The 11,668-nt window shown below is 68.3% G+C and carries 12 protein-coding genes and 1 pseudogene; 7 read left to right on the plus strand and 6 right to left on the minus strand.

Annotation, left to right across the window (positions count from 1 at the left end; all coding sequences use genetic code 11):
• The first annotated feature begins 356 nt into the window (after nucleotides 1–356).
• Nucleotides 357–1,601, plus strand: coding sequence for a YbdK family carboxylate-amine ligase (locus DK459_RS16720; RefSeq protein WP_006389935.1), 1,245 nt, complete (start codon nucleotides 357–359; stop codon nucleotides 1,599–1,601).
• A 69-nt stretch (nucleotides 1,602–1,670) separates the two neighbouring features.
• Here the strand turns inward: DK459_RS16720 and DK459_RS16725 are convergent, their stop codons facing one another.
• Nucleotides 1,671–2,603: a methyltransferase domain-containing protein gene (locus DK459_RS16725; RefSeq protein WP_020926005.1), complete on the minus strand. Its 933-nt coding sequence runs from the start codon at nucleotides 2,601–2,603 to the stop codon at nucleotides 1,671–1,673.
• Between the two features lie 51 nt (nucleotides 2,604–2,654).
• Here DK459_RS16725 and DK459_RS16730 point away from each other — a divergent pair, with 51 nt between their 5' ends.
• Nucleotides 2,655–3,404 (plus strand): ComF family protein, encoded by a 750-nt coding sequence (locus tag DK459_RS16730; protein ID WP_368671222.1) that lies wholly within the window; start codon nucleotides 2,655–2,657, stop codon nucleotides 3,402–3,404.
• Between the two features lie 131 nt (nucleotides 3,405–3,535).
• On the plus strand, nucleotides 3,536–4,006 hold the full coding sequence (locus DK459_RS16735) for a tRNA (cytidine(34)-2'-O)-methyltransferase (RefSeq protein ID WP_054471244.1): 471 nt from the start codon (nucleotides 3,536–3,538) through the stop codon (nucleotides 4,004–4,006).
• Nucleotides 4,007–4,091: 85 nt separating this feature from the next.
• On the opposite strand, the gene DK459_RS16740 is transcribed toward DK459_RS16735, so the two are convergent.
• The 5 genes from DK459_RS16740 to DK459_RS16760 form a co-directional block, all read right to left on the minus strand.
• A complete protein-coding gene (locus tag DK459_RS16740) occupies nucleotides 4,092–5,087 on the minus strand; it encodes a tripartite tricarboxylate transporter substrate binding protein (RefSeq protein ID WP_006389939.1) in 996 nt (331 codons plus the stop codon).
• Between the two features lie 72 nt (nucleotides 5,088–5,159).
• Entirely contained in the window at nucleotides 5,160–6,209 is a 1,050-nt protein-coding gene (locus tag DK459_RS16745; RefSeq protein ID WP_047992067.1) for an NAD(P)H-dependent glycerol-3-phosphate dehydrogenase, read from the minus strand.
• Between the two features lie 18 nt (nucleotides 6,210–6,227).
• Entirely contained in the window at nucleotides 6,228–6,770 is a 543-nt protein-coding gene (gene secB, locus DK459_RS16750) for a protein-export chaperone SecB (protein WP_026382145.1), read from the minus strand.
• A gap of 49 nt (nucleotides 6,771–6,819) precedes the next feature.
• A complete protein-coding gene (gene grxC, locus DK459_RS16755) occupies nucleotides 6,820–7,089 on the minus strand; it encodes a glutaredoxin 3 (RefSeq protein ID WP_006389942.1) in 270 nt (89 codons plus the stop codon).
• 50 nt (nucleotides 7,090–7,139) lie between these two features.
• A complete protein-coding gene (locus DK459_RS16760) occupies nucleotides 7,140–7,562 on the minus strand; it encodes a rhodanese-like domain-containing protein (protein ID WP_006389943.1) in 423 nt (140 codons plus the stop codon).
• 161 nt (nucleotides 7,563–7,723) lie between these two features.
• Here DK459_RS16760 and gpmA point away from each other — a divergent pair, with 161 nt between their 5' ends.
• From gpmA to DK459_RS16780, 4 genes and pseudogenes are all read left to right on the plus strand, one after another.
• Nucleotides 7,724–8,476: a 2,3-diphosphoglycerate-dependent phosphoglycerate mutase gene (gene gpmA / locus DK459_RS16765; protein ID WP_006389944.1), complete on the plus strand. Its 753-nt coding sequence runs from the start codon at nucleotides 7,724–7,726 to the stop codon at nucleotides 8,474–8,476.
• 5 nt (nucleotides 8,477–8,481) lie between these two features.
• Nucleotides 8,482–10,071: a murein hydrolase activator EnvC gene (locus tag DK459_RS16770; protein WP_109442180.1), complete on the plus strand. Its 1,590-nt coding sequence runs from the start codon at nucleotides 8,482–8,484 to the stop codon at nucleotides 10,069–10,071.
• Nucleotides 10,072–10,132: 61 nt separating this feature from the next.
• A complete protein-coding gene (locus tag DK459_RS16775; RefSeq protein WP_006389947.1) occupies nucleotides 10,133–11,578 on the plus strand; it encodes a S41 family peptidase in 1,446 nt (481 codons plus the stop codon).
• Nucleotides 11,575–11,668: pseudogene (locus DK459_RS16780) on the plus strand (molybdopterin biosynthesis protein MoeB); the annotation flags it as partial. The gene DK459_RS16775 and the pseudogene DK459_RS16780, both read left to right, overlap by 4 nt.

Below are 11,668 nucleotides of genomic sequence, written 5' to 3' on the forward strand. Positions count from 1 at the left end.
GTGCCGTCGGGCGCGAGTGACCTGACGCCCGGCCGAAGCGAGCGAATTTGCTTGGGGATAACCCTTGTAAGGGTTATCCCGCCCCAAGCGAAAAGCCCCGTCCAGCCTGCGCCTGCGACCTTCACGGGCCGGCGAGCCCCGCCATCCCTACGTTGTGAGTGCTCGCTCACTTTGTCGTATAGGGCAAAACCGAATGCATCGCGATGTTGCACACAAATGTCACGATTTACATTCGTTTTGCCACAAACCTGCGGCTATTATGCAGTCACAAGCCGCCGTCTAGCGCCCCCCGGGAAGTTACCGGGCTTCAAGGTCGAACGGCGCATCCCCTCATCACATATCCGAAGGAGTCCGAGATGGAACAGATCCCGTTCATTTCGTCGGCCCCCAACACCCTGGGCATCGAACTCGAGCTGCAACTGATCGACCCCCGCAGTTTTGACCTGACCGCAGCTTCTGACGAACTGCTGGCCCAAATGGCCAACCATCCCATTGCCGACCGCGTCAAACCGGAAATCACGCGGTCCATGATTGAATTGAATTCCTCGGTGCACGAGCACCCCATGGGCCTGCTGGCCGAAATGCGCGAAATGCGCGATGCCCTGGTCGAAGCGGCCGATGCCGTCGGCGTTTCGGTGGCGGGCGGCGGCGCCCACCCCTTCATGCGCTGGCAGGAACGCTCCATTTCGGATACGCCCCGCTTCCAGTACCTGGCCGAAATGTATGGTTACCTGGCGCGTCAATTTACGGTTTTCGGCCAGCACATCCACCTGGGCGTGAAAAGCGGCGACGAAGCTATCAAACTGTTGCGCCGGCTTTCGCCCTATGTGCCTCACTTCATCGCCTTGTCCGCCTCGTCGCCGTATTGCGAAGGCGTGGATACCCTGTTCTCGTGCTCACGCCTGAACGCGGTCAACAGTTTCCCGCTGGCTGGCCACATGCCGGCCGAGGTCAAGGACTGGTACCAGTTCGAGGCGCACCTGGCGCAGCTGCGCGCCTACGGCCTGGCCGAGAGCATCAAGGACCTGTACTGGGACATCCGTCCCAAACCGGAATTCGGCACCGTGGAAATCCGGGTCTGCGACACGCCGTTGACCGTCGAGCGCGCCTGCCAGATCGCGGCGTTCGCCCAGGCGCTCGCGGTGCTGCTGATGCGCGAGGACGATCCCAGCGACAAGGCCTGGCTGTCCTACCGCAGCAATCATTTCCAGGCCTGCCGTTTCGGCCTGCAAGGCAGCTACGTGACGCCGGATGGCCAGCGCCTGCGCCTGATGGACCACCTGCGCGCCTTGTTCCAGCGGCTGATGCCGGTGGCCGAAGAACTGGGAACCGGGGACATGATCGCGGCGTTGCGCGATGAGGCCATGCGCAGCGGCAACGATGCGCGCTGGTTGCGCAGCCAGTTCCATCGCCTGCGCGATCTGCCGCTGGTGGTGGAGTCGATGTCGCAAGCCTGGCGCGGCGAGTCAACCCAGGCGGCGGCGCCGGCCGAGCCGACCGCGGTGTTGCGGCGGCGCATCCGCGCCAACTCCGAGCCCATGCAACCCTTGTCGGCGGCGGAACCGGGCGTGACGGTGACGCTGCCCGAACGGCTGCACTAAAGGGGTAGTTCTGGCTTTACCGGCCCCGGCAGGCGCCCCTTCCCGGGGTTGCCGCCGGGGCGGTGTCTTTCAAGGCGTGCCGCGCTGCCGGCCGCCGATGGCGCTGACCGACAGGCGGGTCTCTCCCGCCACGCCGCGATGGGTGGCGGCCCGCCACGCATGGCCATAGGCCACTTCGATGCTCAGGGCGATGACCCCGTCCGGCCGCCGCTGCGCTTCGAGCGCCGCGCACAGGCGATCGCGCCAGTCCCGTCCCACCAGGCCGCCGCGGCGGCCGGCAGCGGGGTTGCCGCCCAGCGCCCGCACGTCCTGCAGCAGTTTTTCCGGAGTGCGGTAGGTCAGCGTCAGGATTTCCTGGTCCATGACCGGATCGGCGAAGCCATTCTCCACCAGCAGGTCACCGAAGTCGTGCATGTCGACGAAGGCCGGCGTGGCCGTGCGCAGGCCGGCGTCGTCCAGCGCCTGGCGCAGTTCGCGCAGGGTGGCGGGCCCAAGACAGGAGAACATCGCCAGTCCCCCCACCTTGAGGATGCGGCGCCATTCGGCCAGGACGGCGTGCGGCTCGCGATGCCAGTGCAGGGCAAGGTTCGACCACACCAATTCCAGCGATTCGGGCGCCAGGCCGCTCGCGGCCAGGTCGGCGTTGACGAAGGCGTTGGCCGGGCCGCGCCGCGCCAGCTTGCCGATCCAGGCGGACAGTCCGCCGGGCGCATGGCGCTTGCGGGCGACTTCCAGCAAGGCTTCGCAATTGTCCAGCCCGGTGTACGCGGCCTCGGCATAGCGTTCGCGCAACAGCGGCAGGTTGTCACCGGCGCCACAGCCGGCGTCGAGCATGGCCTGGGGCTGGACGCGGATGTACTGCAGCCGTCCCAGCATGCGACGGGCGACCTCGCCGTACAGGAACTGGGCCTCCGACAGGTCGCCGCGGCGGGCGAACTGCCGCGGCACGTCGGCGGCGACCAGGGGGAGCGAAGGCGGGGTGGCGGGTGCTGGCAGGGACATTTCGGTCGCGCCCGGGTCGGCGCCGCGGGCGGATCATGATTTCATGGGGGGATGGCTCACATTATTGCCCATCCCGGCCGCGGCGGCCGATTGTCCCTACAGGCCATGGGGCGGCGCCTGCTGGCCCGGGTGCCTTGCGACTGCCCGCTGTGCGGAGCGCGTGTCGCGGGCGCCAGGCTGTGCGAGGGCTGCGAAACCGACCTCGCCGATGCGTCGTTCGCGCCGCGCTGCCCGCGCTGCGCCTTGCGGTTGGAGCCGGATGCCTTGCATTGCGCCGCCTGCCTGGCGCGGCCGCCGGCTTTCGCGCGCACGATCGCCGCGTTCGATTACGAGGCGCCGGCCGATACGCTGATCGGCCAGCTCAAGACCCAGTTGCGACTCAGCGCTGCGCCGGTGCTGGCGCGCCTGCTGGCACATGCGGTGTGGTGCGAGCCGCCGGCGCAAGCGCTGCTGTTGGTGGCGGTGCCGTCCAGCCGTGCCTCGCTGCGCCGGCGCGGGATGAACCCGGCGGCCGAGATCGCCCGTAGTCTCGCGGCGCAACTGGGTTGGCCATGGTTGCGGGCGGCGCTGCTGCGGCGGCGCGAAACGCCCCGGCAGACGGCCCTGGGGCGCCAGGCGCGGCTGGCCGGCGCGCGCGGGGTGTTCCATTGTCCGCGCGATCTGCGCGGCCGCCATGTCGGCCTGGTGGATGACGTCATGACCACGGCCAGCACCGCGGATGCCGCCGCCCGCGCCTTGCTGGCGGCGGGGGCGGCCAGCGTGACGGTGCTGGTGGCGGCGCGCACGCCGCGCGGCCGCTGACCCGCCGCGTGGTTGCACCGGCTTACGCGCGCGGCCAAGCGCCGGGGGAAGCGGGCCGCCAAATCGGCGACAATCGCTCCAACGCGGCTCCGGCCGCCAGCCCGTCTTCAACGTCTTTCCGCTCGTTCACCATGTTCCACGTCATCCTCGTCTGTCCCGAGATCCCGCCCAACACGGGCAATGCGATCCGCCTGTGCGCCAATACCGGTGCGCAGTTGCACCTGGTGCGTCCGCTGGGATTCGAGCTCGACGATGCCCGCATGCGGCGGGCGGGGCTGGATTACCACGAATGGCAGCCGGTGCGAGTGCACGACACCTTGCAGGAGGCGCTGGGCGACACCGGCGCGTCCGCCTCGCATATCTACGCGTTGACGACCCAGGCGCAGCGCAGTGTGGGCGACGTCCGCTTCGAACCGGGCGATGTGTTCGTGTTCGGGCGGGAAAGCGCCGGGTTGTCGGCCGAGCACCACGCGCTGTTTGCGCCGCAGCAGCGGCTGCGATTGCCGATGCGGACCGGCCAGCGGAGCCTGAACCTGTCGAACGCGGTGGCGGTGACGGTATTCGAGGCCTGGCGGCAGCAGGGGTATGAAGGCGGCGTTTAGGCCTGGATGAGCCTGGCAGCCCCGCCGTCGGGCGGGGGCAGGTTATCGAGCCGCGCCTTGGCATGCGCGCGGGATGGCGGCGGGGTCAGTCCAGCGACAGGTTGAGTTTCTGGATGACCTGGTCCCAGCGGGCCTTTTCGTCGCGGATGCGGACGGTGAGGGCTTCGGGGGTGGAGGCGGCGGGGGTGAAGTACTGCAGCGCCATCTGCTTGCGGACCGTGTCGCTGTTGATGATGCGGGTCAGTTCGCTGTTCAGGCGCTCGATGATGGGCGTCGGGGTATCGGCGGGGGCCAGGATGGCATTCCAGGAGATGGCCTCGAAGTCCGGGTAGCCCTGCGCGGCCATGGTCGGGATGCCCGGCAGGGTGTCGCTGGGTTGCAGGCTGGTGACGGCCAGGACCTTGACCTTGCCGTCGCGGGTCTGCGGCACGGCGATGGCGGGGACCATGAAACCGGCCTGGATGTCGCCGCCGATGATGGCGCTGATCACCTGCGGGAAGCCGGCGTAGGGGATGTGCGCCATGTCGATGCCGGCGCGTTCCTTGAACATTTCCATGGCGAGATGGGCCGAGCTGCCGGGGCCGACGGAACCGTAATTCAGCGAGCTGCCGTGCTCCTTCACCATGCGAACGAAGTCCTGCACCGAGTCCACGTTCCGGAGGTTGCCGGGCACGGTCAGCACATTGGGGCTGGTGCCGACCAGCGTCACGGGCGCCAGGTCGTGCAGCGGGTCATAGCCCAGCGTCTTCTTGTAGAGCGTGGGGGCGGTGACCAGCGGGCCGTTGATCGTATAGAGCAGGGTGTAGCCGTCGGGCTTGGCCTGGGACACGATGCGGGTGCCGATGTTGCCCCCGGCGCCGGGCTTGTTGTCGATGACGATGGGTTGTCCCAGGGCCTGGGCCAGGGGTTCGGAAATGGTGCGCGCCAGGATGTCCGGCGACGACCCGGGCGGGAAGGGCACCACCATGTGGATGGGGCGATCTGGCCAGTCGGCGTGAGCGGCGGCTGGCAGGACGGCCGCCAGGCTCAGGCAGAGGCCGCGCAACAGGCGGCCGACCCGGAACTTGCGGGTGTGCGTCATGGGGTGTCTCCAGGGTGTCGTGCGTGGTGTTGTTATGGAAGACTGGGAATAGGGCCCGACGGCTCGGGCGATTCAGCCGCCGTCGCCGTGCTCGTCGCGGGCATTGCGCGCCAGCAGCGCGGAGACGGCCGTCATGGGCGCCACGCCTTCGAACAGCACGGCGCAGACGGCCTCGGTGATGGGCAGCTCCACGCCGATGGCGCGGGCGCGTTCGAGCGCGGCGCGCGCGCAGCGTACGCCCTCGGCCGTGACGCCGCTGGCCAGGATGTCGGCCAGCTTGCGGCCGGCGCCGATTTCCAGGCCCACGCGGCGGTTGCGCGACAGTTCGCCGGTCGCGGTCAATACCAGGTCGCCCAGGCCGGTCAGGCCGGCGAAGGTTTCGGCCTGCGCGCCCAGGGCGACGCCGAAACGGGTCATTTCGGCCAGGCCGCGCGTGATCAGCGCGGCGCGGGCGTTGGTGCCCAGCGCCAGGCCGTCGCCGATGCCGCAGGCCACGGCGATGACGTTCTTGAGCGCGCCCCCGACTTCCACGCCGACCAGGTCGGCGCTGGCGTAGACGCGCAGCGCGGCGCCGTGCAGGGCCTGGGTGGTGGCGGCGCGCAGGGCAGCGTTGCCGCTGGCGACGGTCAGCGCCACGGGCAGGCCCTGCGCGACTTCGCGGGCAAACGACGGGCCCGATAGCGCGCCGCCGATGGCGCCCGGCAGGGCTTCGCGCACGATTTCATGCGGCAGCCGGGCCGTGTCGGCCTCGAAGCCCTTGCAGGTCCAGACGATGGGTGTGTCCTGCAGGCCCAGGGCGGGCAGGCGGTGCGCCAGTTCGGCGCAGGTGGCGGCAAGGCCTGCCACCGGTACGCCCAGGATGATCAATCCCGCCGCGCCGTCCTGCTTGAGGCTGCGCAGGGTCGCGTCGAGATCGGAGGAAAGGGTCAGAGTCTGCGGCAGCGCAATGCCGGGCAGATAGCGCGCGTTTTCATGGCGGGCGGCCATGTCGGCGGCCTGCGCCGGATCGCGCGCCCAGAGTACGGTGGGCTGGCGGCGGCTCGCGGCCGCCGCCAGCGCGGTGCCCCAGCTGCCCGCGCCCAGGACGGCGACGCGCAGGCCGGGCGGAGTGGGTTGGTTCATGGGGCGCCGCGGATCGCCTTATTGGCGGGTGGCGCTGGCGGGCAGGATGATGCCCGAGTCGCTGCCATTGCCATTGCCGTTGGCATTGCCTTGCTGTTGTTGCTGCAGTTCCGCCAGGCGTTGCTCGTACAGGGCCTGGAAGTTCACTTCGGTCAGGTGCAGCGGCGGCATCGAGGTGCGGGTGATCGCATCGGCGATGTTGGCGCGCAGGTACGGGTACAGCATCGTCGGGCAGACGATGCCCAGCAGCGGATCGAGCTGCTCTTCGGGGATGTTGGCGGCTTCGAAGATGCCGGCCTGAGTGCCTTCGACCAGGTACACGACCTTGTCGTTGACGCGGGTGGTGACGGTGACGGTGACCGTGGTTTCGAACACGGTTTCGGCCAGGCGCTGGCCGCCCACGGTGATGCTCACCTCGACCTGGGGCGCTTCCTGCTCCAGGAAGACGTGGGGCGCGTTCGGCATTTCCAGCGAAAGGTCTTTCAGGTAGACGCGCTGCAGATTGAACGAGGGCGCGTCGTTGCCGCCTTCTTGCTGGGTGTTTTGGTCTTGATCAGCCATGAGTGTTTCCGTTGGTGGGAGGGGCAAAAAGGGGCGAATGGCCAGGCGGTCAGCCGGGGCCTGAGCCGTTGAGCATGGGCACCAGGCCGCCCGAGCGGTCCAGCGCCATCAGGTCGTCGCAACCGCCGACGTGGGTATCGCCGATGAAGATCTGCGGCACCGTGCGCCGGCCGGTGCGTTCGATCATGCGATCGCGCTGGCCGGGTTCACGGTCGATCTGGATGATTTCCAGGTCGGTCACGCCGCGCTGCTCCAGCAGCGCCTTGGCGCGGGCGCAATAGGGACAATAGTCCTTGCTGTACATGACAACTTTGTTCATAGGCGCTCCAGGCGGATTCTGTCAGTAATATGGGGGCGCGCCGCGCCGGTTCAACCCTTCTGGGTGACCGGCAGGCTGGCGGCCAGCCAGGCGCGCATGCCGCCTTCGAGCGGCACGACGTCGGCAAAGCCCTGCGCGCGCAGCTTGGCGGCGGCGCGGGCGGAATCGCGGCCATTGTCGCAAACCACGACCAGCGGCTTGTTCTTGGGCAGCGAGGCGGCTTTCTGTTCCAGGTCGGCAACCGGCAAGCTGCGTGCCTGGGCAATGTGGCCGGCCTGGAACTGCTCGGCGGGACGCACGTCGACCCACACGGCCTGGCGCTGGTTGACCATCTGGATGGCTTCCGTGGTGCTGACGGCCGAGCCGGTGCGGCCCTTGCGCAGGGCGGGAATGGCCAGCATGACGCCGGAAACGAGGGTTACGGCGACAATGAAGATGTTGTTTTTATCGAGCAAGAATTGCAGAAGGTCCACGGGGCATCCTGAAGTGCGGCGTCTAGCCTGGTAAGGGCGAACCCTGACGCGCCGCGCCGCGAAATCGACGGGTGCGCCGGGGCAAAATCAAGGGCAAAATCGCTCAATTATAAAATGAGCGCATTCCGCAACTTTAACCCGCGTTACACGCCTGCCAAACCATGCACAAACTCGTTCTCATGCGCCACGGCGAAAGCCAGTGGAATCTGGAAAACCGCTTCACCGGCTGGACCGACGTCGACCTGACGGAAACCGGCCGCGAACAGGCCCGCAAGGCGGGCGAACTGCTCAAGAAGGAAGGCTACACCTTCGACCTGGCCTACTCGTCGGTGCTCAAGCGCGCCATCCGCACCCTGTGGATCGCCCTGGACGCCATGGACGCCATGTACACGCCGGTGGGCGTGAACTGGCGCCTGAACGAGCGCCACTACGGCGCCCTGCAGGGTCTGAACAAGGCCGAGACCGCCGCCAAGTACGGCGACGAGCAGGTGCTGATCTGGCGCCGCGCCTACGCCATCGCGCCGGAACCCCTGTCGCTGGACGACGAGCGCCATCCGCGCTTCGACAGCCGCTACGCCCGGATCCCGGCCGACCAGTTGCCGGCCACCGAGTGCCTCAAGGACACCGTGGCGCGCGTGCTGCCGTTCTGGAACGAGTCCATCGCCCCGGCCATCCGCGCCGGCCGCAAGGTGCTCATCGCCGCCCACGGCAACAGCCTGCGCGCCCTGATCAAGCACCTGGACAACGTGTCGGACGACGATATCGTCAACCTCAACATCCCCACCGGCCAGCCGCTGGTGTATGAACTGGATGATGACCTGCGCCCCATCCGCCACTATTATCTGGGCGATGCCGCCGAGATCGAGGCGGCCATGGCCGCCGTCGCGGCCCAGGGCAAGGCTAAGAAGGACTGATATCCATGGTGCGCATGGCGGGGTGGTTGTTGGCGGTCATGCTGGCCGGTGGAGTGCTGCCGGCGGGCGCCGTGTCCAACGATCTCGCCGGCCGCCAGTCCGATGCCGAGAAGCAGCAGGCGCAGCTGCGCGACCGTATCGAAAACCTGCAGAAGGACATCGATACGCGCGAAGCCGCCCGCAAGGAAGCCGCCGATGCCTTGAAACAGTCGGAATCGGCGATTTCCAGGATCAACCTGCGCCTGAAGGAACTGGCCGAGGCCAACCGCCAGGCGGCGGCCGACCTGTCCGGCCTGGAAAAACAGATCACGGCCCAGCAGGCCGTGCTGGCCAAGCGCCGGGTCGAGCTGGCCGACCAGCTGCGCACCCAATACACCAGTGGCCTGTCGCCCTGGACCGCGCTGCTGTCCGGCGATGATCCCCAGGTGCTGGGGCGCAACCTGGGCTACCTGGATTATGTCTCCCAGGCCCGGGCCCGCGCGGTCGAGGCGCTGCGCGCCGATATCGACCGCCTGGCGGCCCTGCAGGGCCGCGCCGATGCCCGCCGCGCCGAGATCGAAAAGCTGGTCGCCGAAACCTCCGAACAAAAGACCGCGTTGGTGGCCCAGCAGAAAGAACGCGCCACGCTGCTGGCGCAGCTGGAAGGCCAGATCGCCGCCCAGCGCGCCGAAGCGAACAAGCTGGGGCGTGACGACCAGCGCCTGTCGCGCCTGATCACCGACCTGGACGCGGCCATCATCAAGCAGGCCGAAGAGGCCCGCAAGGCCGAAGAGGCGCGGCGTCGCGCCGAGGAAGCCCGCAAGGCCGAGGAAGCCCGGCGCGCCGAAGAGGCCCGCAAGAAGGCCGAGGCCGACCGTCGTGCCGAGGAAGCCCGCCGGAAGGCGGAAGCCGACCGCAAGGCGGCCGCCGACAAGGCCGCGGCCGACAGCGCCCGGCGTGACCGCGACGCGCGCGAGGCCGCCGCCGCCCGCGAACAGGTCGAGGCCGCGTCGCGCCAGGGCCGTGGCCCGGTCGCCGTGGCCGATCCCGACGCCGCCGGCCTGCGCCCGGCCGATTCGCGCCATCCCCGCCTGACCGGCCCGGCCGAGACGCCGCCGGCAAAACCCGCGGAGCCCCCCAAAAAGGCGGAACCCGTGGAAGAGCCCGCCACTCAAACCCGCAGCGCGCCCAGCCAACAGGCGACGCGCGCCGCGCCGGTCGGCGGCGGCAATGGCCTGCGCCATGGCCTGGCGGCACCCGTGCGCGGCCAGGTGCAGGGCCGTTTCGGGGTCGACCGTCCGGATGGCGGCGTCTGGCGCGGTATCGTGCTGCGCGCGCCCGAAGGAACGCCGGTGAAGGTGGTGGCGCCCGGCACGGTGGTCTACGCCGATTGGCTGCGGGGTTTCGGCAATCTCATCATTGTGGATCATGGCCAGCAATATCTGACCGTCTATGCTTACAACCAAAGTCTGCTCAAACGGGTGGGCGATTCCGTCGCGGCGGGGGATACTATTGCTTCGGTAGGCGCAACCGGCGGCCAAGTGGAATCCGGCCTATACTTTGAAATTCGCCATCGCGGCGCTCCTGTGGATCCAGCCCAGTGGCTGACCCAGTAAAGCCAGACGGCCAAACGCTCCGGGGCCAACCCAAGGGCGAAAACCAATTCGGGAAGTGTGCATGGGCACTCGCAAGTTTCGTGGTTTCGGTCTGATTGCCATCGGTGCGGTGGCAGGTGTCTTGCTCAGCGTGGGTGTGACGGCTGTCGCCCAGCGCGGCAGTCCCTTGCCGCTGGATGAGCTCAGGCAGCTGAGCAACGTCTTTGCGGCCATCAAGAACAACTACGTCGAATCGGTCGACGACAAGACCCTGATCGACAATGCCATTTCCGGCATGGTGTCGAACCTGGACCCCCACTCTGCATACCTGGATGCCGACGCCTTCCGCGAAATGCAGACGGCCACCCAAGGCGAGTTCGGCGGCCTCGGTATCGAAGTCGGCGCCGAGGACGGCTTCGTCAAGGTCATCTCCCCCATCGAAGACACCCCCGCCGCGCGCGCGGGCGTCATGGCCGGCGACCTCATCATCAAGATCGACGACACGCCCACCAAGGGCATGTCGCTGAACGACGCCGTCAAGCTCATGCGCGGCGCCCCCAAGTCGCCCATCACGCTGACCATCATGCGCGCCGACCGGCCGCAGCCGATCGTGCTCAAGATCGTGCGCGACATCATCAAGGTGCGCAGCGTGCGCAGCAAGATGCTGGACAACGGCGTGGCCTATGTGCGCATCGCCCAGTTCCAGGAAAAAACCGGTGCCGACCTGGCCAAGCAGCTCAAGGACCTGGGCGCCAAGGAAGCCCCCAAGGGCCTGGTGCTCGACCTGCGCAATGACCCGGGCGGCCTGCTGACCAGCGCCATCGGCGTGTCCGGCGCGTTCCTGCCGGCCGACGCCCTGGTGGTCTCGACCGACGGCCGTACCCCCGACGCCCGCCACAAGTACCTGGCGACCCCGTCGGAATACGCCCGCGGCGAAAGCAATTACCTGTCGGGCCTGCCGGCCTGGACCAAGACCGTGCCGATGGTGGTGCTGGTCAACGTCGGTTCGGCCTCGGCCTCCGAGATCGTGGCCGGCGCGCTGCAGGACCACAAGCGCGCCAAGGTGCTGGGCAACCGCACCTTCGGCAAGGGTTCGGTGCAGGTGATCCTGCCGCTGTCGGAAACCACCGCGGTCAAGCTCACCACCTCGCGCTACTTCACGCCCAGCGGCCGTTCAATCCAGGCCACCGGCATCGAGCCCGACTACGTCGTGGCCGATACCGCCGACGGCGACCTGTTCCGCCTGCCGCGCGAAGCCGACCTGCAGCGCCACCTGTCGAACCCGGGCACGGCCAACGAAGTGAAGTCCAACTCCGAGCAGGACAACGTCGACGTGCCGACCAAGGTGTTCGAGTTCGGCGGCAAGGATGACTTCCAGCTGCAGCAGGCGATCAACCTGCTGGCCGGCAAGCCGGTGCAGAAGGGCTCGGCCCGCGCCCAGGCCAAGGCCGACGCCAAGCCCGGCGCCGGCAACGCCCAGCGCATGAAGATCACGCCGACCGGAGTCGAGCCCAGCAAGGACAAATGAACGACGAGCAACTGCTGCGCTACGCCCGCCACATCCTGCTCGACGAGCTGGGTATCGAAGGGCAGGAAAGACTGCTGGCGGCGCGTGTGC

Source organism: Achromobacter sp. RW408 (genome assembly GCF_003184165.1).
In the GTDB taxonomy this organism is placed as follows: Bacteria; Pseudomonadota; Gammaproteobacteria; order Burkholderiales; family Burkholderiaceae_B; genus Achromobacter; species Achromobacter xylosoxidans.